The sequence below is a fragment of the Chitinophaga jiangningensis genome (assembly GCF_900142605.1).
GTDB lineage: Bacteria > Bacteroidota > Bacteroidia > Chitinophagales > Chitinophagaceae > Chitinophaga > Chitinophaga jiangningensis.
In genome coordinates this window covers 171,982-197,866 of record NZ_FRBL01000008.1, presented here as the reverse complement: position 1 = coordinate 197,866, position 25,885 = coordinate 171,982, and the positions used below count along the sequence as shown (strand labels likewise).

The window sequence follows — 25,885 nt, the reverse complement described above, 5'->3', positions numbered from 1 at the left end:
GTAGAACAACTGTTTATTTTTTATCAAGCCAAACCAGTACAAAGCTATGCAAAAAAATGCTCTTTGTAACCGGCAGCCCTATGCGCCTATGCGAACAACGGGCCGTCTGTTTCCAACCAAAATGTTGTTAGTTATGAAACTGACTTTCTTTTTATTCACGGCTGCTATTCTCCATGCCAGTGCGGAAAGCTACGCACAACGCATCACCTGGGCCGGTAATAATGTGCCTGTAGAAAAAGTATTCTCCGCTATCCGTCAGCAGTCGGGCTACACCATCGTGGCCAGCAGGGAAGTGCTGCGCAACGCACATCCCGTTACGCTTGACGTGAAAAACACCGCTATCAGGGATTTTCTGGATATGGTAATCAAAGATCAACCATTAAAATACACCATTGAACAGAAATCCATTTTTATCTCCCCAAAGCCTGTTGCCCTGCAACCCGCTGCCACCGCTACACAGCAGGCTATCGACATCAGAGGTAAAGTGACCGACGAAGCTGGTAACCCGCTGCCCGGTGTATCCGTGCGCGTGAAAGGTACCTCGCAGGGCGCCACCACTGATAACGATGGTATGTATACGCTTCATCTGCAATCGAACGCCAACGTGGTGCTGGTTTTTTCCTACATGGGTATGCTCCCGCAGGAAGTTACCGTTAACAGCAGCAACCCATCTCTCCATATCACCTTAAAAGCCGCTATTGAACAACAAACAGAAGTGGTGGTAGTAGGTTACGGTACCAAAAAGAGAAGTGATGTTACAGGCTCCATTTCTTCCGTACCGAAAGACCGCCTCAAAAACCTGCCGGTAACCAACGTGCTGCAGGCAGTGCAGGGAGCGGCCGCCGGTGTTAACATCATCAACAACTCCACCCGCCCTGGTAGCAGCCCTGCCTTTTACCTCCGCGGCCTTAAATCTATTTCGGCCAGCAACGCACCCCTGATCGTACTCGATGGGATTCCGTTCAGCGGCACCTACAACGATATTAACCCGAACGATATCGAGTCCATCGACATGCTCAAAGACGTGTCCGCCTCCGCCATCTACGGTGCCCGCGGCGCCAACGGCGTGATCATGATCACCACCAAAAGAGGGAAGTCCGGTAAACCGGTCATTACCTATAACGGCTACGGTGGTCCTGAATACCAGACCAACGTGGTGAAAAACATGAACGGTGATCAATACCGTGAAAAGAACCATTGGTACAATATCCAGGCAGGTCGCCCTACAGCACCGGATCTCCCATATCTCTCCGAACAACAAAACTACGCCAATGGCGTTACCCCCGTGGATTGGCAGAAGGAAATCAGCCAGCAGGGCTACATCCAAAGCCATGAGCTGAGCATTGCCGGTGGTACGGAAAATGTGAAGTACTACGTGTCCGGAACATTCCTGAAACAGGAAGGTACCCTTAAAGGCTATCAGTTTAACCGCTCCAGCATCCGCGCTAATATAGACGCTAACGTTACCTCCTGGCTGAAAACAGGGGTGAATATGTTTTTCGTCAACAACAATGAAGACGGTGGCCGCGTGTCCCTCTTCAATGCCAACTCCCTGAGCCCGTACGGTACGCTGTACAACGCCAAAGGTGATTACGAAATCTACCCGATTGCACCGCAAACACTGTATCAGAACCCGCTCATCGAATTGTACAACCCGGCCATTAACCGTAATAAAAATATCAATGCCAGCGGTTATGCAGAAGTAGCTCCCGATTTTGTGAAAGGCCTGAAATACCGCGTGAATGCCTCTTACGGCTACCGCCCTAAAAGAACAGGCAGTTACATCGGCCGCAAAATGGGCGATAACCTCGGTACAGCCAATGTATACAACGAAGAAAGCAAACAGTGGATCGTGGAAAATGTGCTGAGCTATGCGAAAACTTTCGGTAAGCATGCCCTGGACTTCACCGCACTGTACAGTGCCCAGCAGGACCTGCTGTTTACCTCCACGCTTACGGCCAATACTTTCGTGAACGATAACCTGGACTACAACAACCTCGGCGCCGCACAGGTGCAGAAAACTTATTCTGCCGATTCCTCCAGCACGCTGCTGTCGCAGATGTTCCGCGCGAACTACACCTATGACAGCCGCTACCTGGTGACGGCTACCATCCGCCGCGACGGCTTCTCCGGCTTCGGTGCCTCTAATAAATACGGCGTGTTTCCATCTGTGGCAGTGGGCTGGAATATCCAGAACGAGCAGTTCATGAAAGACCTGCCGACCTTCAACCAACTGAAACTCCGCGCTTCGTATGGCCGTTCAGGTAACCAGGCAGTAGGTGCCTACCAAACGCTCACCCGCCTTACCACAGAAGCCTATATCTATGATGGGGTAACCACCATGGGCCTCATCCCGGATAAACTGGGTAATGCCAACCTGAAATGGGAAACCACCACAGGCCTGAACGTCGGGATTGATTTCGGCATCCTGAACAATCGCTTAAGCGGTAGTATTGAAGGCTATACCACTAACACTTACGATCTGCTGCTCAGCAGGAAAATCCCATCTCTCACCGGATATAATACCATATTTGATAATATAGGTAAAACCGCCAACAAGGGACTGGAGATTTTACTGAACAGTAAAAACATTGTGGGCGACGGGTTCACGTGGTCTACTTCCTTTAATATCTCCTTTAATAAAAACAAAGTAGTGGCTTTGTATGGAGATAATAAGGACGACATCGGTAACAACCTCTTTATCGGGAAGCCACTGTTAGGGATATACGATTATACCATGACCGGCATCTGGCAGGAAGGAGAAGATAACAAGGTGGACCCCGGTACCAAACCAGGTTACATCAAATTTGCAGATATCAATAATGATGGTAAAATTGATGCGAATGACCGCTCTTACCTCGGCACACAACTGCCAAAATATATAGCAGGCCTCACCAACACTTTTACCTATAAAAACTTTTCCCTCAACATATTCATCCAGGATGTACATGGTTCACTCCGACCTAATAACATTCTCGATAACCGCGATCAGGGCGGTATTGTAAACCTGCCGGCTGATATTCCCTACTGGACATCCGACAATAAAATCAATACCAACCCATCCCTGTTTTACAGCAATCCGAGAGGATATAAATATGCGGAAGATGCGTCGTACATCCGTTTGAAAGATGTAACGCTCAGCTATATGTTCAACAAGGATTTATTATCGCGTTACAAAATCTCCAACCTGATGATGTATGTGAGTGGCCGCAACCTGGCCACCATCACCAAATGGAAGAACTGGGACCCGGAAACATCACCGTCTACCATTACTTCCACCAACGCCCGCCTGAACAATGGCCAGGGTACGGGGCAACAGAGCTCCGACTTTTATCCGAACACGGCTACGGTGATTTTTGGCGTAAATATCAGTTTGTAAATTTTAAAAGATTCAGACATGAAGAACAGTCGTAAAATATATTGCTTGTTGCTGGCGGGTGTAATGACTACCTCTTTTATTTCCTGCAGCAAATCCTTTCTGGATGAGAAACTGAAGTCTTCCTACGCACCGGATAACACACTGGTGGATGAACTGGGCTTCGAAGCTGCCAGCACCGGTATGCTCAGCATTTTTCGTAACGATTACGGTAACACGCAGGGGCTGATGGCCACTTATTTTGTGGGTACGGACATGGCCATCACCGGTCAGCCAAACGCTGTACAGGCGCCGTTTGACGATTACCGTAACCTAAACTCGTCCGTTACTGCTGCCAGCTCCATCTGGAACTGGTGTTATAAGCTGATCAACGCAGCGAATAATATCATTAAGGCGAGTGATAATCCTGCTGCGAGTCTTACCGATGCACAGCGTGCTTTTTATAAGGCAGAAGCCAGCTTTTTCCGGGCATATGCCTATAACCACCTCTCCATTTTATACGGTGGGGTGCCTGTCCTCACGGAGCCGGTAACCGCGCCCCGTACGGATTACACCCGTGCTACCGAAGCGCAGGTGATTGACCTGATCATCACAGATCTGAATTTTGCTGTTACCAATCTGCCTGATCCGGCAGGGGTAAAGAAACAGGGCCGCATCAATAAATTTGCAGCTGCGCAGCTGCTGGCGGAAGCTTACCTGCGTGCCAACAAAGGCGCCGAAGCGGAGAAAGCGGCACAAAGCATCATCGACAGCCAGTTTTTTACGCTGGTTAAAAACAGGTATGGCATAAAGGCTAATCAGCCGGGCGACGCGTTTGCAGATATGTTTACTTATGGCAGCATGCGCCGTAGTCAGGGTAACACCGAGGCGATTTGGGTGGTAGAACAGCAGTACAATATAACCGGTGGCGGTGCTACATTTGATCAGCGCCGCAGGGAATGGGGACCTTTTTACATCAATGTGGCGGGCATGAAAATCACGGATTCCCTTGGTGGTCGTGGCATCGGAAGGATTCGCCCTACCAACTGGTGGACGTATGAACTGTACGAGAAAAAAGACATGCGTAACTCCCCGTATAACATTCGCAGAAATTATTGGTACAATGATCCGGCGGGTGCTAAGTATGGTCAGCTGGTGGTGGCTACTGGTTTTGATACCATTCAGAATATATATGCGCATACTACCAAGTGGTATGAGTTCCAGCCGAATGATCCGCAGGGTTCCAGCTCGTTTAAAGACAGAATTATGATGCGTTTGGGAGAAACATACCTGCTCCTGGCGGAAGCGCAGCTGATGCAGGGCAATGTAGCCGGGGCTGCTGCCAGCATCAACGTGGTGCGTAACAGGGCAGGGGCTACTCCGGTAGATGCATCGATGGTAACGATGGACTACCTGCTGGATGAAAGGGCCAGGGAGCTGACCGCCGAGGAGCTGAGAAGGCTGACCCTCATCAGGACCAATACGCTGATAGCACGTACTAAAAAATATAATCCAAAGGCAGGGCCTACCATCAGCGATTACAATATCCATTTACCGATTCCGCAATCAGAAATCGACGTCAATAAAGATGCGGAGCTGAAGCAGAACGATGGCTATTCCAAGTAGTAACCCGGAAATATTACAATGAAGAAATTAGGATTGATAAGTGCAGTCTGCCTCCTGGCCGCCGCTATGGCGAAGGGCCAGGAGGGCCGGCTGACCCGGCCTTTCAACGACGGATGGGAGTTTAGAAAAGGTGGGTTTACCGTTGGCAACAGCGACAGTGGCTTTGCTGCCGTGCGTATTCCGCATACCTGGAACAACAGGGATATGCAGGAGGGGAAGGATTTTTATGCAGGGGATGGGTGTTATAAAAAAGTTTTTAAGGGAGATGTTAATCTCGCCGGTAAACGATTTTTCCTCCGATTTGAAGGGGTAGGCTCCGTAGCGGATCTTTTCGTAAATGGTCGATATATCGGCCAGCACAGAGGATCCTACAGTGCTTTCTGTTTTGAGATCACCCATGAGCTGAAGGCAGGCGAGGAGAATACCATTGTGGTAAAGGCCAACAATCAGCAGCGGGAAGACGTGCTGCCGATCAATAATTTCCTGTTCGGAATTTTTGGCGGGATGTACCGCCCCGTGAGTTTGATTGTAACCAATGATATCAATATCACGACTACGGATTATGCGAGTCCGGGAATATACATTAGGCAGTCGCTCCAAAACGGGCAAGCGTTGATTCGTGTGAAATCCAAGATAGAGAACAAGCAGCAGCACCATACACCGGTAATGGTAAAAACGGAGATCAGGGACCGTAATCAGCAGCTGGTGGCCAGCAATGAGCAACCGTTGCAGGCGAGTCCGCAGGGGATCAATATCGTAGAGCAGGAGTTACGCATACAGCAGCCGCATCTCTGGAATGGGCTGGCTGATCCTTACCTGTATGCAGTTACCACCACGGTGTTGCAGGATGGTAAAGTGATGGATGCCGTGACCCAGCCGTTGGGCGTTCGTACGTTTGAGGTGGTGCCGGGCAAAGGATTTTATCTGAATGGGAAAAGTTATCCGATGCATGGTGTAACGCGGCACCAGGAGTGGCAGGACTATGGCAATGCGCTGAGCAATGCCCAGCACAAGGCGGACCTGGATGTGATCCGTGAGGTGGGGGCAACTACCATTCGCTTCGCACATTACCAGCAGGCGGAGTACCTGTATGCGCAATGTGATACCATGGGCTTTGTGATATGGGCAGAAATTCCATTTGTAAATGCCGCTTCCGGCAAGGAAGGCGATAATGCTAAACAGCAGCTGACGGAGCTGATCCGGCAAAACTTCAATCACCCGGCAATTTATGTGTGGGGCATGCATAATGAGGTGTACAGCAAAACGCCGGATGAGCAGGTGGCTGTATTAACCAGACAGTTAAATGACCTGGCCAAAACGGAGGATCCGGATCGTTTAACCACTGCCGTTAGTGGTTATGGGGAGATGAACCGCCCCGCCAACCTGGCAGCCGATATACAGGGTATGAATCGCTATTATGGTTGGTACGAAGGTAAGATCAGGGACCTGGAAGGCTGGGTGTTGCGGCTGGAAAAGGACTATCCGGATTATAAGCTGATGCTGACCGAATATGGGGCGGATGGTAATATCAATCAGCATACGGACTCACTTTCCACCAGGTTCAATCCCGTGAACGGGCAGTTTTTTCCGGAAACCTATCAAACGGCCACACATGTGCAGCAATGGGCGATCATTGAAAAGCATCCTTACATTGCGGCTTCCTACCTGTGGAATATGTTTGAATTTGCAGTGCCGATGTGGAACCGGGGAGGGGTGAATGCCCGCAACCTGAAAGGGTTGGTTACCTATGACCGTACCCAGCGCAAGGACGCCTGGTATTGGTACAAGGCCAATTGGAATCCGGCGCCCATGGTGTATATTGCTGAACGCCGGAATAATGTGCGCAGTAGCGCAACTGCTACCGTGGAGGTGTTTAGTAACATGGAGAATGTAACGTTGCGGGTGAATAAGGGCGCTATACTGAAAGGTCGTGCCGGCGCTAATACCCGGGATTTCCTTTTTGATAACGTGGTGTTGAGGCGTGGGAAAAATACCATCACTGCTACGGCTACACGGGATGGCAAAACGATTACCGATACTATTATTTGGGAATATAAACCAACAGTGAAATGATGAACCTATTTAAAGTTTGCAGTGCTGCCGCTTTGTTACTGGCACAGGTGGCCACCGCGCAGGTGAAAGATACGATCCCTTTGCAGCACGGCGCACATCGCATTGGCAACAGAACGGATGCGGACATGCAGCGCTGGCGTGATTTGCGCTTTGGCCAGTTTATCCATTGGGGCGTGTATGCGATCCCGGGAGGCATGTGGGACGGCAAAGTATACAACGGTGCTGCCGAATGGATACGGAGCTGGAAAGAGATGCCGCATGAGGCCTATGACCAGCTTTACAAACAGTTTAATCCTGTGAAGTACAACCCGGCTGACTGGGCACAGCAGGCGAAGAACATGGGTGCGAAGTACATGATTATTACCACCAAGCACCATGATGGATTTTGCCTGTGGCCTAGTAAGTATGCTAAGTATACGATTGCTAACACACCTTACAAAAAGGATATCCTGGGTCCGATGGTGGAGGCTTATAACAAGGCTGGCATTGATGCTTATCTGTATTTTTCGATTATCGACTGGAACCATCCCGACTGGCGGACGAGTATTAAGTCGCCCGCTGATTCCATGGCGATGGCCCGTTTTAAAGTATTTGTAAAGAATCAGCTGAAGGAGCTGCTGGACCGTTACCCTACCGTAAAGGGTTTTTGGTTTGACGGCACCTGGGATGAGTCGTGGAAAAACGATGGTGCTTTCAGTGATGAGCTGGAGCAGTACCTGCAACAGCTGCATCCGGGGTTGATTATTGGGAGTCGCCTCCGTGCGGATGAAAAGGGTGCCCGTCACTTCGACTCCAACAGCCGCCTGATGGGCGATTATGAGCAGGGCTGGGAGCGCAAGCTGCCTAACACCATCGCGGATGTACATGGCAACGACTGGGAAGGAGTGATGACGGTTCCTGAAAACCAGTGGGGGTATCATCAGCAGTGGTTCGGGCATGTGAAGTCGGCCAATGAGCTGATTGAGATGCTGGTGAAATCTGCTTCCCTGAATGGAAATTTTGTGCTCAACTTTGGGCCTAAGCCGGATGGGACATTCCGTACCGAGGAGCAGGAGTTGATGCGTAATATTGGCCGTTGGATGCAGGTGAACGGCAGCGCGGTATACGGTACCGGCTATGCCGGACTGGAAAAGCCGGACTGGGGCTATTACACCCGCAAAACCGGTACAGACACCGTGTATATGGTGGTTTGCAATGTGCCGGTAAACGGGAATCTGCGTGTGAAGCTGCCGGCGAAGCAATCGATCGCGAAAGCCTGGGCGCTGGAGCAGCCGGGAGTGGCGTTGCAGCCGGAGCTGGTGAGCAGGGATGAGTATTTTATTCCGGTGGAACAGAAAGTATATACTTCACCGTTAGTGATAGTGATGAAGTTGGAGCAGCAGCAGCGAGGACAAGGTAATTTTGAGAAGGCGAAGACGTGAGTTGGTGAGCGTTATTAATATCAGCCCGGGGCGATTGCTCCGGGCTGATTTGTTTATATTTTGCGGCTAACATGATTTTACTTAATTTGATAGGGTTGTAATTATTACACCTCAAATAGATTTACATGGAAAAGATTCAACCTTTTAAAACTGCTGCAGAAGCAATTGACAGCCTGGATAACGGCGGACGGTTCTATAATATTTTTACCCACTCCCATGATGAAAAGATAAGTGAGGCAGAGGTGAGCAAAGTGGCTGGTTTGTTTTTCGAACAGCAGAAATCGATGTTGTTTCTGGAGCTGGCCATGGATAAGCTGGATGCAGGCGCAAAGGCGGAAGTGATTTCGAAATTTGACGATCGCCTGAAGGCAGGGTATGAAAAGTTTAAGCCGGTGGAGTTGTCGCCTACGGAGGCGCTGAGTGGCCCTGATGCGGCGAATGTGATTATTCGTGGTACACCTAAGGCGGTGAATTCGGAGTCGTACCTGACAGGTTTTATCCTGGTGCCGGTGGTAAATGTATTCACGTTGATCCCGGTTTCAGAATATTATGACGCCTACGAGATCCGTGATGATGAGAGTGGGGAAGTGATTGTGCTGGCGGCTGCCAGAGGAAAGGAAAAGTTACCTGAAATGCATATTGTGATGGGAGGTGTGTTAAAAACACCAGATGCGAACGAGGATGGAAGAGCGCCGGGGAAGAAGTTCCTGGAAGTGACCTATTATGTAGAGGAGGCGCTATAGCGTGGTTGGTAAGTGTTGATGGAGATAAAATTCATCTCTCCCTAAAATTTTTTTGGTTTTAATTTGTTAATGCATATCTTCGCGGCCCGCTTTGATAGAAAATATCATTGCTGATTCCGTAGCTCAGTTGGTAGAGCAATACACTTTTAATGTATGGGCCCTGGGTTCGAGTCCCAGCGGGATCACTGGAAACCTGCGCCTGGCGCGGGTTTTTCTTTTTAGTCGAGTGGATGGTCGAGTCCTTTTTAAATAATCGCTTTTTCTTTGCTGTACTTTTGCTGGTAGAAGCTTACGAGAAATTAAGGATTACGTTTCAAATAAAAATAAGGTCTTACTCGTCTATTAACTCTCTTTCCATTTCTTCAATTGTTGGAAGCTGACTTTTAAGGTCATCAGGGATTATCTCTGATAACTCAAAGGAACTAATTCCAATGGGTTTGTTTAAATCGCGAAGGGCGTATTCGACTTCTATTTTATCTTTCAACCGACATAAGATTATGCCGATGGATGGACTATCTGTTTTGTGTTTTAGTTTACTGTCTACTGCAGAAAGATAAAAATTCAATTTGCCCGCGTATTCAGGTAGAGATTTTCCCGCCTTTAATTCTATGACTACGAAACAGCGCAAGGGCAAGTTCAATTTCTCGCTCCTGGGCATTCTCTTCTAATCCGAGAAAATCAAAATGGTAGGGATCTTTAATAGTTTCTGCTGCCAGGTCAGACTGCGGTCTAGGGAGGGTGGATTCGAAATTATGATCGGCCTTTCCTTGTCTTAAATGATAGTTATGTTTAATATTAATTTCTAGCTGGTTCCTGGACCAGCCATTCTTATGGACGGCTCTGGCATACAGAAGTACGGTTTCAAAGTCTTTAATTTTAGAAATCAGCAGCCTTTGATAAGACCAGGGTAATTGTGCCACAGGCTGTGGCACAAATTCAAATTGCTGAGAAAAGAAAGAATACCATTGTCTGATAGTGTACAGGTTCCTGCGAGAGAAACCATTGATTTGTGGGAAACTTTTTTTGAGATCAACTGAAAGTTGTTCCAGGAAATTCTCTCCCCATTTGTATTTTGTTTGTTTGGAAATAATCTCTTTTCCAGATCCCAATAAAGTTCAATTAAAGCTATATTGAAATTAGAAGCGGCCTTTAATTGAGCTAGTTTTACCTTGTTTTTTATTTGCACCAGCCATTCCCTGTAATCTTTGTTAGTCATTCTAATTGTTTGGAATCGTTTAAAACAATTTTTGCCTTACAAGGGAAAATTAGGAATTAGTTATCGTGCAAATGTCTCTGTTGTGTTAACGGATGAAGCTTAACTTACTAATAACATTTTTATGGTATTGAAATTGAATCAAATTTGAAAAATTAAAGTGTGCAAGTGTTACATATTTATGCACCGTGAGATAATCCAAAAGGATACAAATTCCTGAAAGTTATCTGCCTATTTTTACAGATCCGCTGCACCTTCTACTTCTTCCTTCCAGCGTTCTGGTTATATGCAAGGCAGGTCTCCATCCAAAAAACAAAGTCTTTCTTCTTCTTAAATCCAACCGGCTCAACATAACAATATCCATCCAGCGTTTTACCCTTCATCACCATCGGCTGATAGCCGGGCTTCATCGAAAGCTGTTTATTTAATGCCGGGTCAAAGCGACACATCAATCGCAGTCCGGACACGTTTACGCACATTTTGCCGTTAACTAGGAATGCGAGGCCGCCAAACATCGCCTTCTCCTCCAGATGGAGGCCTTCGATCTTTGTCAAATATTCTCTTACCCGGGAGGCTAGTTGCTGGTCGTATGCCATGGATGAAGTTTTAATTGATTAAATAGCGCCTCACAAATATACTGCTTAAAAAATCTTTCCATGCTACCTCAAATTCACCAATAAAATGTAAGTGCTATTTACCTTTGTAAGAGCCACATTAACGCTACGATACAATAATTAAATACGCTGTGCCACTTTTTGAGACAAAAGATGAGCTGAAGAAACTAGTAATTCTTTTTGATTTTACCCTTTCCTTAAATATCACACCTTGTTATTTCATGGCTTCCTTACAATTTTGATCGGAAATATGTCCGGCATCGGCTATTAGAAAACAATCCGGAAAATTATTGACAATGAGTCGGGCTGGCGGCTGATGCATTCCGCTTTAGTAATGAGAGGCATTATGCTGCTTGTATTTACATTTTTTTTAATGAGCTGACGAATGATTTCCGGTTTGCTGGTTACTTATTATATAGTATTCTCATTTCGAATTATTGTTTTGCAACTGGCATATTGTGGGCGGCTATTATGGTGGCAAGGACTTGATAAAAATGTAAAGGGCAATAATAAAATCTCAACCTGGTAAATACGTTTTATATTTTTTTCCTGCGAAGAAATAATCCACTAAGAATTATACCAATCAAACTTAGAATGATGAACATAGGGGAGATCTCCTTCAACAAACCAGTAGAACCGGACATAGTCGGTTAGATGTACAGGAGGTTGTATTACACCATAGTTCATTGGATGATCTGATTTAATTCTTACTCAGAAATAGCGTTCCGTTGGTCCTATACCTATCGCCCCCATAACCGGGCACGTATCTAACTGCTTTAAATGTAGGTCTTTGCATCTTTTTTAACGGATTAAATAACCTAAAGGTTACCACTAACCTTTAGTATAGTACTTATCTTTTGTAAGCTAATGTACCTAGTTTTGAGTCATCAAAAAAGTAAAAAAATGAAAAAGATACTGCACATCATTTCAAGTCCGAGAACGGCCCATTCAGCCAGCAGGAAATTAGGAAATGCGATCGTGGAAAAATTAACAGCGAAGTATCCGGGCAGCACTGTTAGCGTGCGTGATTTAGCTAAAGATCCATTGCCCCACCTGGACGAGGCACACATTGCTTCCTTTTTTACTCCCGCTGAAAACAGAACCGTGGAACAGTTGGCTACTATCCGGTATTCGGAAGAAGCGGTGGAACAATTGCTGGAAGCTGATACCCTGGTGATAGAAGCGCCCATGTATAACTTCACCATTACCTCTACACTGAAAGCATATTTCGACCACATCACCAGGGCTGGTATAACGTTTAAGCCGAGGGGACAGGGCCTGCTACCGGAAGGTTTGCTGAAAGATAAGGAAGCATATATCGTCACCAGCTCCGGAGGCGTGTATTCCGAAGGTGACCTCAAAAACTATGACTTCGTTGAACCTTATGTGCGCTCTTTCCTTTCGGTAATCGGGATCAGGGTAGCAGGCGTTTTCAGGGCAGAGGGCCAGTCGCTCGTTGGTCCGGAGGCCGCACTGGAAAAGGGATTCGAAAGCATAGCCGCCTGGGAGTAAGTCATTACTTAACGAATTCCTGCATGACGGCTGATGGCAGTAGAGGAAATTACAGCTTCTTGTTTAACAGGTCTCTATAGGCAGCCTCCTCGGGCTGTTCCGGCCCATCTGAGAACTTTATGCCGGCTTTCTCAAATTCCCGGATCAACCGCTTGTCGAACCCTTCCAGGTACGCGGTAAATGCCAAAGAATCTTTCTCTTCCGGAATGGCATTAAAGGCAACATGCGCCGCTTCAAACCGATATAAAGTGGCTGTAGTGCTGTCGTTGCCCTCCACAAGTACTGAGTCGCCGTAGTCTGTAATCTTAGCCGCATATTGATTGGTAAGGTATTTCAGGGAATCATTTTCAATTTTATAGGCAAGCGCAAACCGGCCAACCTTCTGGTTGTAGAAAACGATGTACCGGGAATCAATATCAAATTCAGTATAACCGTTCTCCCTGGAAAATCGATGCCATTTTCCGATGAGGAAATTTTTGCCTCCCTTCGGGGTTTTGGGTGGTGGGGAATCGCAGGCAGTAGGCGTAAGTATGAAAAGTGCAAGAATAAAAGGAATTGATTTGATCATAACTAGCGTTTTTATAGGCATAGATACAGCCTGGAGGAATTCCAGGCTGTATCTGTGTGTTGTTGAAATAAGCAGTGGTTATTGCGCCCAGATAGTACAATTAATACTTCCGTTTGTATTGGTTCCCCATGTTTCTGAAACCATAATAGCCGGAATGTTTAACTGACCAAGCGTATATCCATAGCTGCTCCACTTGTTATAGTGGTTGGCAAAGGTGATAACGCGATTTTGTCCGGTAGTAACCTTGGTAACCCTGGAGCTGTAAATCTGTCTGAAACCGTCACCTCCATCGATATTCTTACCGGTCATCCAACGGGTCCAAACATTATAACCTGCACCATCGCTTTCAAAGGTGCCTAAATAAGTGCCGGTATGCGGTGATACCGAGCCCCATGTTTCGTTTACATAATACTCATAATAAGGATTTCTGCTCCAGCCGTACCAGCCGAAAGTACCACCACCGGAATTGGAATATATGCCGAGGTTGTATCCGATTTTATAAGTAGGAGAGCCTGCGTTATAGCCCTTACCGCAGGTGAAATTGCCATTAAATCCGTTCCAGTTAACACTGTAATTTCCGCCTGGGCCATTGGCGTAATTTACGGTACCGGTAGCGCCGTCACTTTTCCATAGCGACCAAAAGAAGCCGTTGTGTGTACCCGACTGGTAGGTTTCGGTAGCTGCAGGGTTAGCGGGGCGCTCATTACCAGTTACTTCGGGGAGGGTCTTTGCCTCTTTTTTACAGCTTGTCAGCATTGTTGCGCCTGCCAGTGCAATGATTACAGCAGCGCCAAAAGTAACCTTCCTGGTTACGTGGGAGAGAGGGGTGTGTTTTTTCATATCGTGGGTTTTTGTTAGGGAGGCAAAACAAATATTTTTGATAAACAGACAAGGGTACTAATCGCCAATTTAGTTGCACAAATGTTCAGGCCCTACATTTGGTTTGTATATTCCAAAAGCGATATTAATTGCTGAGAAAATTGGAAAATGTTGATTTACAACACAAGGGGAATTGATGAGATTGCACGCTTTATAATTGATCTGTTATTTTGAGGTGCTAATGTGTTCAAAGTACACACTGCGGCCCAATTGGAGCTGGAGGTAATTTATTTTACTGCCGTTTGAAAATTAATAAAGGGATAGGTCTGAAAAGACCTGTCCCTGTCGCTGAACTTTTCTTTATTGAAAACCTATGTATTCCAGGAAACAATTCATTGTTTAAAGTAAATTACTGTGTTGCAACTGTCCCTTTTTCATTAAAATCCCAATTGACTTTAAAAGTGGGGGAGCCTCTTGGTATTTTTATTTCACGTGTCCTCGTTATAGTTTTCTCACCGGCGTCACCGTCTATGTAGGAAAATCTCAATTCATACTGCAATGTAAGATCTGATCTCAACGATGGAGTGAGGATGATCTCCATATATCCACTGTTGCTTTTCAGGGAATCTATGCATCCCTGATCATCACATTCCAGCAAAAACTCGTTATCCCTCATTTTATTGGAGTTCCATCTTTCAACAAGCGGGCATTTTGCAATCGGCGTAAGCTGCTCAGTATTGGTATTTTCATAGCCCACCGTTAACTGCATTTTGCTGTCAGGTTGTCCGCGAACCTCAGCTTTCCCGATAGCAACAACAATATTGGTTATCCTGGAGGTTTGTGCTGATAAAGCTCCGGATGCCAGAACAATAAGGAGGGTAGTAACAATTTTCATAGAGAAGATACGGTTTGGTTAAAATCATAAAACCTGCCGCAGCTTCATTGGTACTATAAATTTATAAATCATTAACAAAGTGGATATTTATGATATGTGATTCCTAAATATCACCTTACTTTATCACCTCACTCACCAAAATCACAGGCAAGGCATTCGTATAGTTAGCAAAATCTGCACGAATCGCATCCCGGTGTGGCCCTACAGCAGCCTGATATTCACTGAGGCTTTTTACATAAAAAGTGCCAACAGCCATAAAAGGCAACGGCTGGTCAGGAGCAATACCAGAAAGCCCTTTTTCAATGGTATATTTAACCAGATTTGATCCAATATAGCCTGCCACCATTGGCATATGCTTCGATTCATAATACGCCATATTGAAAGTTTTACCCTCGGCATATGGGTACATGATGGTGATCTTGATTAAGCCTTTTTCTGTAACTGCCATATCATGTTGTTTTTTCTGACCAAATCCAATCAGACAAGCAGCGAAAATTAGCAATGAAAAGATGAGTGTGAACTTCATGGTGATTAATTTTATTATACAAAATATATAAATAATGCTTTGCTTTCACTGCTTTACCAGGGTATTTCTCCCGTAGCCGGATTGTTTTCTTCACTAAAAAATTTCCCGGTTGGGCCATCATCTTCAATCAACGCATATTTTACAATTCGTTTTCCCGCATCTTCTACTGTTCCAGGTCCGCGGTGTTGATTGAAATCTGTTTTTGTGAAACCCGGACAAACAGCATTTACCCTGAATGGTGTATCCCTAAGCTCGTATGCTAATACCACCGTGTACATGTTCAAGGCTGATTTAGACGAAAGATATACCGCACCTTTATAATCGAAGTATTTATAGCCAGGGTCACTGTGAAGGGTAATCGAGCCCTGGCTTGAACTTACGTTTACAATGCGGGGTGCAGGTGCGTTTTTCATTAAATCCATGAATGCCTGTGTAACCCGCACTGTGCCGTAGAGGTTCACGTTATAGGTTGCCATAAACTGGTTAATCGTTGCATTTAGTGCTGATTGTGGGGAACCTCCAAATATGCCCGCATTATTTATAAGTATGTCTAATTGATTTATTTTCTTACCTATTTGCTGGCGGGCGTTCATTACGGATGCATCATCTGTAACGTCCAGCTGAATAGCTGCAATATTGTTTAATCCGGCTGCTTTTAATTTAGCCACAGCTTCATGACCGTTTTCAATTTTACGGCTACCGAGGTAAACATAGATTCCTTGTTGGGCAAGTTGCCGGGCAACTTCAAGGCCAATGCTTTTGTTGCCACCTGTTACTAATGCATATTTCATTTTCTATGAATTTTATAATGCAAAAGTATCCGGCGGAAAAGTAGCGGAAATGGACAAATCACTTTATTTACCCGACAAATCTTGCTTAGGCAAAAAGTCGCTGGCGCTCTTTCCGGTACTTTTCTTAAACAGCCTCGAGAAATAATCCGGGTCATTAAACCCCAGCTCATAGGCCAGCTCTTTCACGGATGTATTTCCGGAGTAACGCAGCCTTCGCTGCGCCTCTGTGATCAAGCGGTTAGTGAAATAATCCTTGGGCGAAGTGCCGGCGTATTCTTTTACAATCCGGTACAAACTGTTAGGCGATAATGCCAGCTTTTCGGCAATGGTATTGATGGATGGTTGCTCCGTAAGGTAAGTTTCCACTACTAACTTAAACTCGACAAATTTGGAGAGGTTCGTGTTTAAGATATTCGCGGTTCCTTTGTTTTTGAAATAGGCACTATTGAATTCAGACAGCAGCAAATTCAGGTAGGCTAATACGATCTCTGTGTCGGCCGGTGGATCTGACTGAAGCAGCTGGTTTAATATACCAAATATGGTGACTGCTCTTTCCCTTGCAGCTGTATCCAGTTCCAGGGTTTGTGCGTTTAACGGATTTACCAGAAAGGCGAATTGTTGTGGCAGCAATGCCAGGGTGTCTTCATCAAACAGCAGCTTAAAATATTTAAGATTATCCGGCTTGGCGGGTGGTGTCAAAATCTGATTGGGCATGGCAAAAAGCAACTGCCCGTCAGTAAGCGGGATGTCCTGTAAGTCCAGGTTGTAGGTGATCGTTCCGCTTTCAATCAAAATGATAAAATAAGCAGATAAACGGCGGGGTTGCAGGACTTTGCTTTGCATGTCCGGAGCGTGATAAGGATTGTCGTTGGAACGAATCTTTATTCCAGGCACATCTTGCTGTGCGCGTTCATTCTTCCCTTTTTGTTCTTGCATATACTGGCGCAAAGGTTTGGGTGCTTACGAAATTCCAACTCTTTTTTAATATTTCATAATCCTCTTTTTTAAGCTTTAGGGAGATGTTAATCTGGCTAGGCAATAATTGTATATTAAATTTATTATATGTATATTTAGATCGAGCACTAGTCAACGAGAGACTGCCAATATATCAATCATTATCCTATGCCTACACGTACTTGCCTGAAAAGTCTGGTATTCATTACTTTAGCAGCAGCCACCTGCAGTTCCTGCAAAACTACCGAATTGGTTCATATCAATGTATTGCATCCGGCGCCAGTGACCATCCCTGCCTATATTAAAAATCCCGGTGTGCTGAACAGAACTACCATCACCACTAAGAACAAGGCAGTGGATGCGGTGGACAAGGTATTCAGCCTGGAAGGAGTACAGCTCGACAAGGAGGGCGCCAAAAGCAGCGTAACCGGCCTGGCGGACGAATTGCTGAAAAACAACCGGTTCAGCGATGTAAAAGCGCTGGGCGAGCTGGATCTAACCACCAATACACCCGGCTTTTTCTCAGCACCGCTCTCCTGGGACACTGTAGACAAAATATGCCGGGAGCAACATGTGGACGCGCTGTTCTCACTGGAGCTTTTTGACACTGATTCAAAGATCAGCTACGCCGCCGTACCCGTTTTCGTAAAAACCCCGCTGGGCAATGTACCAGCCATAGAGCATAATGCCAGTATGCTGACAACCGTGAAAACAGGATGGCGGATATACGATCCCGTAGGAAGGAATATCCTGGATGAATATGCGGTTGCAAGGGACCTTACCTTTTCCGGGAGAGGCATCAACCCGGTGGCTGCCGCCGGCGCACTGATCAACCGAAAAGAGGCCGTAAAGCAAGTGGGAGAGCAAGCGGGACACTATTATGCCATGCGGATTATTCCATACCGCACCCGGGTAACAAGGGACTACTATGTGAAAGGGTCCGACAATTTCCGGACAGCGCGGCGTAAGGCGCAAACCGGCAACTGGGATGGCGCCGCGGAACTCTGGAAAAAGGAAACTACCAACCCTAGCAGCACAGTGGCGGGTAGGGCATGCTATAATATGGCCATCATCTGTGAAATTAACGGGGAGCTGGACCTGGCCATTAAATGGTCGCAGAAAGCCTACGAGGAATATAACAATAAACTGGCATTGAACTATATCCGCCTGCTGAAAAACAGGCAGGTAGGTGATGAGGTACTGAAACAACAACAAGTGGCAGTTTTACCGTAATTAGTCCGCCGCTTTTAGCAACAGCAACCCAAATTTGGTATTTTTATAATTATATCGTAATATTGCGATAATAATTGAGACAATGGGCGCAACTAAAACAGATTTATTCACCAAACAACAGAATGAAATAGCCGCCATGGCTAAAGCCATCGCACATCCTGCCCGTATTGCCATCCTGCAATACCTGGTAAAAAAGAATGCCTGCGTTTGCGGCGACCTGGTAGATGAACTGGGACTGGCACAGGCAACCACCTCGCAGCACCTGAAAGAATTGAAAACGGCCGGAATTATACAAGGGTCTATTGAAGGCGCCAGCGTGTGTTACTGCATCAATCCTAAAGTCTGGAAGCAGTACCGCGATCTGTTCAATGCCTTCTTCAAAGAAGTAGACCTGCAGGGCAGCTGCTGCTAAAAAATTTTTTTCTGATATTTATCGCAATATTGCAATAAGACAATCAAATATATAATCATGAATACTGACGAACAAAAGAAGGAGCTCGTAAGGCAGAAATACAGCGAAATCGCTTTACAGGATAGTGCTACCAATGCAGCCTCCTGCTGTGGTTCCGGCTGTTGCTCCACCGAAGTATATAATATCATGACTGATGATTACAGCACACTGGAAGGCTACAATCCGGATGCTGACTTGTCACTGGGCTGCGGGCTTCCGACGCAGTTTGCGAACATCAAAAAAGGAGATACCGTTATAGACCTTGGCTCCGGCGCGGGTAACGACTGCTTCATTGCCCGCCATGAAACGGGGGAATCCGGTAAAGTGATTGGTATTGATTTTACCCCTGCGATGATTGACAAAGCCCGCGAAAACGCGGAAAAGCTGGGCTACAACAATGTTGAATTCCGCCAGGGCGATATTGAAAAAATGCCGGTAACGGCAAACGTTGCGGATGTAGTAGTAAGTAACTGCGTGCTCAACCTGGTGCCCAATAAAGATGGTGTAATAAAGGAAATCTTTCGTGTGCTCAAGCCCGGTGGTCACTTCAGCATCTCCGACATCGTACTGCAGGGCGAACTGCCGGCCACCATACAGCAGGCGGCTGAAATGTACGCCGGATGCGTATCTGGCGCTATTCAAAAGGAGGAATATCTTAACCTGATCGAAAAGAACGGATTCCAGCACATTACCATTCAAAAGGAAAAAACCATCGTGATCCCGGATGATATTCTTTCTGGTTACCTCAGTCCTGAAGAAATTGTAGCTTTCCGGGCCAGCAACACAGGTATATACAGCATCACGGTTTACGCAGAGAAGCCTGCGGCATGTTGCCCTCCGGGTTGTTGTTAATCAAACCATAAAAGCACCCTTTATGATCATTCAACCAATGACTGCCAGCCACGGCAAGCAGGTCTTATCTATTTACGAAGCAGGTATCGCTACCGGCAACGCCACCTTTCAAACTGCCGCTCCATCATGGGAGGAATGGGACCAGTCACACCTGCAGGTATGCAGGCTGGTAGCCGTAGAAGGAGACAAAGTATTGGGATGGGCAGCGCTGACAGCGGTTTCCAGCCGCTGTGTTTACGCCGGAGTTGCTGAAGTCAGCGTTTACATTGCACCTGACGAAAGAAATAAAGGTGTAGGACGCCAGCTCCTGGAAAAGTTAATCAGTGAGAGCGAACAACACAATATCTGGACTTTACAAGCCGGTATATTCCCTGAAAATACCGGGAGCGTAAAATTGCATGAATCATGCGGATTCCGTATGGTTGGCCGCCGCGAACGGATAGGCAAAATGGGCAGCACCTGGAGAGATACTGTATTATTGGAGAGGCGTAGTACTAACGTAGGCGTCTAAACTATTATTATGACTATGCAAAATTGCAATCCCGCTCAACGTAAAAAGCTGAGCTTTCTGGATCGTTACCTGACCTTATGGATATTCCTGGCGATGGCCATAGGTATTGGCATTGGATATTTCTTTCCTTCATCGTCGGACTTTATCAATTCATTTTCTTCTGGTACCACCAACATCCCTTTAGCTATCGGGTTAATTTTGATGATGTACCCACCGCTGGCAAAAGTGAAGTACGAGCATATGGGTGAGGTATTCAGCAATACGAAAGTCCTAACGGCATCACTGGTGTTGAACTGGATTATTGGTCCTATCCTGATGTTTGCCCTGGCAATAGTTTTCCTGCACGGATACCCGGAATACATGACCGGACTTATTCTTATCGGGCTTGCCCGGTGTATTGCAATGGTCATCGTATGGAACGAACTGGCAGATGGTAACCGCGAGTACGCGGCAGGACTGGTAGCCTTAAACAGTATATTCCAGGTACTGCTATACAGTGTATACGCCTACATCTTTATTACCTGGCTGCCAACGTTATTTGGTATGAAAGGTATTACGGTGGCTGTGTCCATCGGAGAGATAGCTAAAAGCGTAGGCATTTACCTGGGGATTCCTTTTGCTGCCGGTATCATTAGTCGTTACGGCCTGATTGCCCTGAAAGGAACGGAATGGTTTGAAAATAAATTTGTTCCTTTTATTTCACCAGTTACCCTGATCGCACTGTTATTTACTATCGTAGTGATGTTCAGCCTTAAAGGAGAACTGATCGTACAGATACCATTCGATGTAGTCAGGATTGCAATTCCACTGGTCATCTACTTTGCCATGATGTTCCTTGTTAGTTTCCTTTTAGGAAAAGCACTGGGGGCCGACTATTCCAGGAACGCATCCATCGCCTTTACCGCTGCTGGTAATAACTTTGAACTCGCTATTGCTGTTGCCATCGGCGTGTTTGGCATCAATTCCGGCCAGGCTTTCGTTGGGGTAATAGGGCCACTGGTGGAAGTTCCGGCACTCATTGCGCTGGTGAATGTGGCATTCTGGTTAAAAAAGAAAATGTACGGTGAGCCACCGGCATTTATATCGTGATGCTGTAACAAACAAATATCTGATCATCCTCAATTTCTTAAAATGAAAAAAGTATTAGTACTCTGCACCGGAAATAGTTGCCGTAGCCAGATAGCAGAAGGTTATTTACGCTATTTTGCCGGAGATAAAGCGGAGATTTATAGCGCCGGTGTTGAAACACACGGCGTAAATCCCAGGGCTATTGCTACAATGGCCGAAGACGGCATCGATATAACCGGACACACCTCCAATAACATCACCGAATACAGCCAGATCCCTTTTGATTTTGTGATTACCGTGTGTGATCATGCAAAGGAAAGATGTCCGGTTTTTCCAACCAGCGCACAAAAATTTCATGAAAACTTTCCAGACCCGGCAAAGGCAACAGGTACTGAAGAGGAAATTATGCAGCAGTTCAGAAAAGTGCGACAAATCATAAAAGACTATACCAAATCTTTTGTAGTAAAGAACTTGTAATGCAAACGCCAGCAAGCAACATCTGGGAGCAATTTAGCAGGGAACTGGAACAATTCATCTGTAAACAGATGGGGTATGATGCCGATTGTCAGGATCTGCTACAGGAATTGTTTTTAAAAATCTATATTAACATGCCAAAGGTTAAGGCTGCCGGTAATATCAGGGCCTATTTGTACCGGATGGCCCGCAATGCTATTATGGATCATCATCGGTGTAACCGGCAGGCAACCACAACTCAATTCCCGGAGTTGGCCGATGAACAAAAGCATTCACAGGTGGAGTATGTACTGGCAGACTGCCTGAGACCGATGATTGATACCTTACCGGAAATATACCGGCAGGCGTTGATTATCACAGAAATTCAGGGGCATACGCAAAAGCAATATGCGGAAATGTCCGGTATATCCTTATCCGGTGCTAAATCAAGAGTGCAGCGAGCCAGAGAGCTGTTAAAAGCGCTTATTTTGAAATGCTGCCAGTACGAATTCGATAAATATGGCAACATCCTGTCTTGTTGCAATAATGCCGTACCTACAAAAATGAGCTGTTAAAAAGCTGTTTCTACCTGAACTCCCAGGGCTTGAGCGATCCCTGTTAAAAGCGTTTTCTGTCAGACGGCGCTTTTAACAGGGATATTGTTTAATAGGACAATTTCCGATCCCTCCACTCTCGCTGCGCTTTTTCAAGATCCGCTACAAATGTTGGGTTTTGGTACCAGGCTTGAAGCAGATGCCAGCTTATTATTCGTGAGGCTTCATTGTCGCTCGGATAATGTATGCCCATTAATTCACGCGACCAGCGTACCTCTTCCGCCTTTTTTAGAAACTCGGCCCGTTTCTCCGGAATAATTTCTGCAAAGATAAATGCTTCAGCAAACGCCCAGAGTGAATGGCCACTGGCAAATGAAGGAGAGTTGATTTTTGCAAGTGGTTTCAAGGCGGGTTCCAGATGGTATGGGCGTGGGCGCTTAAAGTACCACTTCAGTCTAAATTCCGTCACGCGGATGTCCTGTATGCATTTCAGCAGCAGGGCAGTAGTTGCAGGGAAATTTTTATCATTATACCATTCCCCGATGGCTGTGGCAATGTAAAATAGTTGCTGCCTGTTCTCATAATAATCCGGGTCTTCAGGATTAAGAATATTTGGCCAGGAGCCAATGTTGGCTATATAACGGGCTCGTTCTATTTCTTTCGGTGTCCTGTTTTGCTGAACTTGTAGCATATAATCCAGCTCGGCCCTCGTTTGGTCTGAGCTGTTGGCCGGTACCCGGATCAGCTCCGGCAACCTGGCCTCATCTTCCGGGCTCAGATATACAGTTCGCCACAGCATATTTCCCTGCGCACCTTTTCCATATTCCGACCAGGGAAATTTGACAGTGTCCATCCAGGCCCGCCTGTTGTCAGGTTTTAAACTCCATGTTGAAAGTGTTTTGTAATGCTGGCTGACAGGTTCCAGCGGTTGTATACTTCCCCGTTTGCTTTGGAATCCACTTACTAACAGTCCTGTAATAGCTGCAGTCAACAGTAGCAGCACTGTTCTTTTGCGGTGTTTCATTTTCATAATCGTCTTTTGGTAGTTAAAGAATATTTACCATAAGACGGTTAGTATCTAAAAAAGACGCAGGCGTACGCATATAACCTCTTGCACAGTGCTAAAATTTAGCTATTAATCGCTCAAATGCTACTAAAAAGTAATAGATATCCGCTATAAATTACAGTTGAATTCAAGTATACACTGTTGTTGAATGTTTTCCACTTTCTTATTACGATTACGAAAGCATTCCACTTTGAAAAACTATTATATCATGCTACCGGTACCACCAGGCAGCATGGGATATCTATTTTACACAAAAGCAACGGGGAGGCGCATTTGATCCCTTGTAATGAAGTTATGAAGACGAAATTATTCTTGTTCCTGATCTGCATTTTTTCCGGATTATTTTCACAGGCTCAGCAGGTACCCTTGCAATGGCAGGAGGTTGCGCCGGGCATCTGGAAAGCCACCGTAGGCCAGCCGGACAAACTCAATCCCCTGGTGGCCGCTGGTGCCAGTCCCAGAACGGAGGCACTGCAAAAGCTGGGAGTGCGGGCGTTCCCGTTAGCACAGGCCGACTGCAAAGCGGAGCTCCGCGATGGAAAAGTATACCTGCGTTTTCCTTTACAGGAAAAAGAGCAGTTGTACGGCCTGGGCCTGCAGTTTAAAACGGTGAACCGCCGCGGACAGGTACTGAACCTGCACATGGACCACTACGGTGGGGTAGATAACGGACGTTCCCACGCACCGGTGCCTTTCTATGTTTCCAGCAACGGCTATGGGGTGCTGATTAACAGCGCCCGTTATATCACCGTGTACGCCGGCACGGCAGTGCGGGTGGACAGCGAGCATCCGCCAAAAGTATATGACAGAAATACCTCTTCTGAATGGAGTTCGCAGCCTTATTCCGATGCGGTAGAAATATTGGTACCAACAACCGGTACGGAAGTATATGTGTTTGCGGGCAAAAACTCCATGGAAGTAGTGCAGCGTTACAACCTGCTGAATGGAGGAGGTGTGTTGCCCCCTAAATGGGGCCTCGGCTTTACCCATCGCATGCCTACATTGTCTACCGCAGCGCAGGTAAGAGCAGAGGCAGCGAGTTTTGAAGAACATGGTTTCCCGCTCGACTTCATAGGCCTTGAGCCAGGATGGCAAACCAAAGCTTACCCTTGTACCTTTGAATGGGATAAATCCCGGTTCCCTGATCCTGCCGGGCTGGCAAAGGAACTGAAAGGAAAAGGGGTGCGCCTCAACTTGTGGCTCAACCCATACTTATCGCCTGCATCTTCCTTATATGAAAAAGCAAAGCCATTGTCAGGTACACATACCGTGTGGAATGGCCTGGTACCGGACCTGACCCTGGCACCTGCACAGGAGCTGTACAAGAATTTATTCAAAGCACAGCACCTGGATATCGGCATCTCCGGTTATAAGATAGATGAAGTAGATGGCTATGATAAATGGATCTGGCCGGACGTAGCCACTTTCCCTTCGGGAACCACTGCGGAGCAGATGCGCCAGGTATTTGGCGTGTTGATGCAACGTGCCACAGCGGACTGGTTCAAAGAAAAAGGAGTACGCACCTATGGCCTCGTACGTGCATCCAACGCAGGCGCTTCATCTCTCCCTTATGTTATTTACAATGATTACTATGACCACCATGATTTTATCACGGCGCTTTGCAACAGCAGCTTTATAGGTGTATTATGGACGCCGGAAGTAAGAGCTTCTAAAACGGCGGAAGAGTGGCTGCGGCGCATGCAGTCGGCCTGCTTTTCACCAATGGCCATGCTGAATGCCTGGGCGGATGGCACCAAACCATGGAGCTTCCCTGAAGTAGAAGCACAGGTGAAAGAAGTGGCGTTATTGCGCATGCAGTTATTGCCTTATCTCTACAATACCTTCTCCCAGTATTATATGGAAGGTAAGCCACCTGTACGCGCCATGAACCTCGTGGAAGGATTTTCCTACCAGGATAAGGCAGAGAAAACCGCACTGGATGGCACCAACAACCCCTACCAGGTAGCATTGAAAAAAGATGTGAAGGACCAGTTTATGCTGGGCGATTACCTGCTGGTGGCGCCTATGTTTGCCGGGCAAACCGACAGGAAAGTAATTTTGCCGGCAGGTAAATGGTACGATTTCTATACAGGTGAATTTGTAGGAGATGGTGGCATCATCACTGCTACGCCAGGTCTGAACAAGATACCGGTATATGTTAAGGATGGTGGTATCATCCCGATGATCCCTCCTGTGTTGCATACACCTGCACCTGGTGAACAGCTGGCGTTGGAAATCCGCCACTATGGCGAAGCAGAAAGCAGTGCTAATTTGTATGATGATGACGGAGAGTCCTTTAGCTATCAGCAGGGAAAGTATATGCAGTACCAACTCACCGCTAAGAAAGATAAGAATGGCAAGTGGAATGGAAAAGTGGCTGTGGATAATAAACAGGGTTTGAAATCAGGTTATAAAGAGATTAAATGGCGGTTTATGTGAACCGCTGCGTCGCGTTATTAATGATATAGAAATTCCAGAGGAGTCACAATAAAGCAATCCCCCTGTGCGAAGCGCGGGGGGATTGCTTTTTAGCCATGTTAACTGCAAGCAAAATTTATTTTGGCATGTAGTGGGCTGATGTTGCTGG

Annotated in this window: 24 protein-coding genes and 1 tRNA gene; 15 read left to right on the top strand and 10 right to left on the bottom strand. The window is 46.4% G+C overall.

What is annotated here, in order from left to right:
* Positions 1 to 133: 133 nt before the first annotated feature.
* The 6 genes from BUB18_RS21495 (at position 134) to BUB18_RS21470 (ending at position 9,403) form a co-directional block, all read left to right on the top strand.
* Positions 134 to 3,379, top strand: coding sequence for a TonB-dependent receptor (locus tag BUB18_RS21495; RefSeq protein WP_178372172.1), 3,246 nt, complete (start codon positions 134 to 136; stop codon positions 3,377 to 3,379).
* 18 nt (positions 3,380 to 3,397) lie between these two features.
* Positions 3,398 to 4,981: a RagB/SusD family nutrient uptake outer membrane protein gene (locus BUB18_RS21490; RefSeq protein WP_083550474.1), complete on the top strand. Its 1,584-nt coding sequence runs from the start codon at positions 3,398 to 3,400 to the stop codon at positions 4,979 to 4,981.
* 18 nt (positions 4,982 to 4,999) lie between these two features.
* Entirely contained in the window at positions 5,000 to 7,054 is a 2,055-nt protein-coding gene (locus BUB18_RS21485; RefSeq protein WP_073085027.1) for a glycoside hydrolase family 2 protein, read from the top strand.
* Positions 7,051 to 8,475 carry an alpha-L-fucosidase gene (locus BUB18_RS21480; protein ID WP_073085026.1) on the top strand — a complete coding sequence of 475 codons (1,425 nt, stop codon included), beginning with the start codon at positions 7,051 to 7,053 and terminating at the stop codon, positions 8,473 to 8,475. The genes BUB18_RS21485 and BUB18_RS21480 overlap by 4 nt, the downstream gene beginning before the upstream one ends.
* 125 nt (positions 8,476 to 8,600) lie before the next feature.
* The gene (locus BUB18_RS29695; RefSeq protein WP_178372171.1) at positions 8,601 to 9,218 is read left to right on the top strand and encodes a hypothetical protein; all 618 of its coding nucleotides are present in this window, start codon (positions 8,601 to 8,603) and stop codon (positions 9,216 to 9,218) included.
* 112 nt (positions 9,219 to 9,330) lie between these two features.
* Positions 9,331 to 9,403: transfer RNA gene (locus BUB18_RS21470), tRNA-Lys, on the top strand.
* A 146-nt stretch (positions 9,404 to 9,549) separates the two neighbouring features.
* On the opposite strand, the gene BUB18_RS29870 is transcribed toward BUB18_RS21470, so the two are convergent.
* From BUB18_RS29870 to BUB18_RS21460, 3 genes are all read right to left on the bottom strand, one after another.
* Complete coding sequence (locus BUB18_RS29870; protein ID WP_218588079.1) at positions 9,550 to 9,876, bottom strand: PDDEXK nuclease domain-containing protein; 327 nt, start codon at positions 9,874 to 9,876, stop codon at positions 9,550 to 9,552.
* Complete coding sequence (locus BUB18_RS29865) at positions 9,797 to 10,327, bottom strand: DUF1016 N-terminal domain-containing protein (protein WP_218588078.1); 531 nt, start codon at positions 10,325 to 10,327, stop codon at positions 9,797 to 9,799. The genes BUB18_RS29870 and BUB18_RS29865 overlap by 80 nt, the downstream gene beginning before the upstream one ends.
* 361 nt (positions 10,328 to 10,688) lie before the next feature.
* Positions 10,689 to 11,027 (bottom strand): TfoX/Sxy family protein, encoded by a 339-nt coding sequence (locus BUB18_RS21460; protein ID WP_073085024.1) that lies wholly within the window; start codon positions 11,025 to 11,027, stop codon positions 10,689 to 10,691.
* Positions 11,028 to 11,948: 921 nt separating this feature from the next.
* On the opposite strand from BUB18_RS21460, the gene BUB18_RS21455 reads away from it, so the two are divergent.
* Positions 11,949 to 12,557, top strand: coding sequence for an FMN-dependent NADH-azoreductase (locus BUB18_RS21455; RefSeq protein WP_073085022.1), 609 nt, complete (start codon positions 11,949 to 11,951; stop codon positions 12,555 to 12,557).
* 49 nt (positions 12,558 to 12,606) lie between these two features.
* Here the strand turns inward: BUB18_RS21455 and BUB18_RS21450 are convergent, their stop codons facing one another.
* From BUB18_RS21450 to BUB18_RS21425, 6 genes are all read right to left on the bottom strand, one after another.
* Positions 12,607 to 13,125 (bottom strand): hypothetical protein, encoded by a 519-nt coding sequence (locus BUB18_RS21450; RefSeq protein WP_073085020.1) that lies wholly within the window; start codon positions 13,123 to 13,125, stop codon positions 12,607 to 12,609.
* A 78-nt stretch (positions 13,126 to 13,203) separates the two neighbouring features.
* Complete coding sequence (locus BUB18_RS21445; protein ID WP_083550470.1) at positions 13,204 to 13,965, bottom strand: glycoside hydrolase family 11 protein; 762 nt, start codon at positions 13,963 to 13,965, stop codon at positions 13,204 to 13,206.
* A 388-nt stretch (positions 13,966 to 14,353) separates the two neighbouring features.
* A complete protein-coding gene (locus BUB18_RS21440) occupies positions 14,354 to 14,839 on the bottom strand; it encodes a hypothetical protein (RefSeq protein ID WP_073085018.1) in 486 nt (161 codons plus the stop codon).
* A 115-nt stretch (positions 14,840 to 14,954) separates the two neighbouring features.
* Positions 14,955 to 15,365 (bottom strand): EthD family reductase, encoded by a 411-nt coding sequence (locus BUB18_RS21435; protein ID WP_073085016.1) that lies wholly within the window; start codon positions 15,363 to 15,365, stop codon positions 14,955 to 14,957.
* Between the two features lie 53 nt (positions 15,366 to 15,418).
* Complete coding sequence (locus BUB18_RS21430) at positions 15,419 to 16,156, bottom strand: SDR family oxidoreductase (RefSeq protein WP_073085014.1); 738 nt, start codon at positions 16,154 to 16,156, stop codon at positions 15,419 to 15,421.
* Positions 16,157 to 16,219: 63 nt separating this feature from the next.
* Positions 16,220 to 17,092 (bottom strand): helix-turn-helix domain-containing protein, encoded by an 873-nt coding sequence (locus BUB18_RS21425; protein WP_073085012.1) that lies wholly within the window; start codon positions 17,090 to 17,092, stop codon positions 16,220 to 16,222.
* 186 nt (positions 17,093 to 17,278) lie between these two features.
* Here BUB18_RS21425 and BUB18_RS21420 point away from each other — a divergent pair, with 186 nt between their 5' ends.
* The 7 genes from BUB18_RS21420 to sigZ all read left to right on the top strand — a co-directional run bounded on the left by BUB18_RS21420 (position 17,279) and on the right by sigZ (position 22,253).
* Positions 17,279 to 18,343, top strand: coding sequence for a DUF6340 family protein (locus tag BUB18_RS21420; RefSeq protein ID WP_073085010.1), 1,065 nt, complete (start codon positions 17,279 to 17,281; stop codon positions 18,341 to 18,343).
* An 82-nt stretch (positions 18,344 to 18,425) separates the two neighbouring features.
* Positions 18,426 to 18,755, top strand: coding sequence for an ArsR/SmtB family transcription factor (locus BUB18_RS21415; protein ID WP_073085008.1), 330 nt, complete (start codon positions 18,426 to 18,428; stop codon positions 18,753 to 18,755).
* 57 nt (positions 18,756 to 18,812) lie between these two features.
* Positions 18,813 to 19,646: an arsenite methyltransferase gene (locus BUB18_RS21410; RefSeq protein ID WP_073085005.1), complete on the top strand. Its 834-nt coding sequence runs from the start codon at positions 18,813 to 18,815 to the stop codon at positions 19,644 to 19,646.
* A gap of 22 nt (positions 19,647 to 19,668) precedes the next feature.
* Positions 19,669 to 20,157: a GNAT family N-acetyltransferase gene (locus BUB18_RS21405; protein ID WP_073085003.1), complete on the top strand. Its 489-nt coding sequence runs from the start codon at positions 19,669 to 19,671 to the stop codon at positions 20,155 to 20,157.
* Between the two features lie 9 nt (positions 20,158 to 20,166).
* Positions 20,167 to 21,246 carry an ACR3 family arsenite efflux transporter gene (arsB, locus tag BUB18_RS21400; protein WP_073085001.1) on the top strand — a complete coding sequence of 360 codons (1,080 nt, stop codon included), beginning with the start codon at positions 20,167 to 20,169 and terminating at the stop codon, positions 21,244 to 21,246.
* Positions 21,247 to 21,288: 42 nt separating this feature from the next.
* Positions 21,289 to 21,702, top strand: coding sequence for an arsenate reductase ArsC (locus tag BUB18_RS21395; protein WP_073084999.1), 414 nt, complete (start codon positions 21,289 to 21,291; stop codon positions 21,700 to 21,702).
* On the top strand, positions 21,702 to 22,253 hold the full coding sequence (gene sigZ / locus BUB18_RS21390) for an RNA polymerase sigma factor SigZ (protein ID WP_073084997.1): 552 nt from the start codon (positions 21,702 to 21,704) through the stop codon (positions 22,251 to 22,253). Before BUB18_RS21395 ends, sigZ begins: the two co-directional genes overlap by 1 nt.
* Positions 22,254 to 22,341: 88 nt before the next feature.
* Here sigZ and BUB18_RS21385 read toward each other — a convergent pair whose 3' ends face one another.
* The gene (locus BUB18_RS21385) at positions 22,342 to 23,262 is read right to left on the bottom strand and encodes a phosphatase PAP2 family protein (protein ID WP_073084995.1); all 921 of its coding nucleotides are present in this window, start codon (positions 23,260 to 23,262) and stop codon (positions 22,342 to 22,344) included.
* Between the two features lie 330 nt (positions 23,263 to 23,592).
* Here BUB18_RS21385 and BUB18_RS21380 point away from each other — a divergent pair, with 330 nt between their 5' ends.
* On the top strand, positions 23,593 to 25,737 hold the full coding sequence (locus BUB18_RS21380) for a glycoside hydrolase family 31 protein (protein WP_073085314.1): 2,145 nt from the start codon (positions 23,593 to 23,595) through the stop codon (positions 25,735 to 25,737).
* Positions 25,738 to 25,885 lie beyond the last annotated feature (148 nt).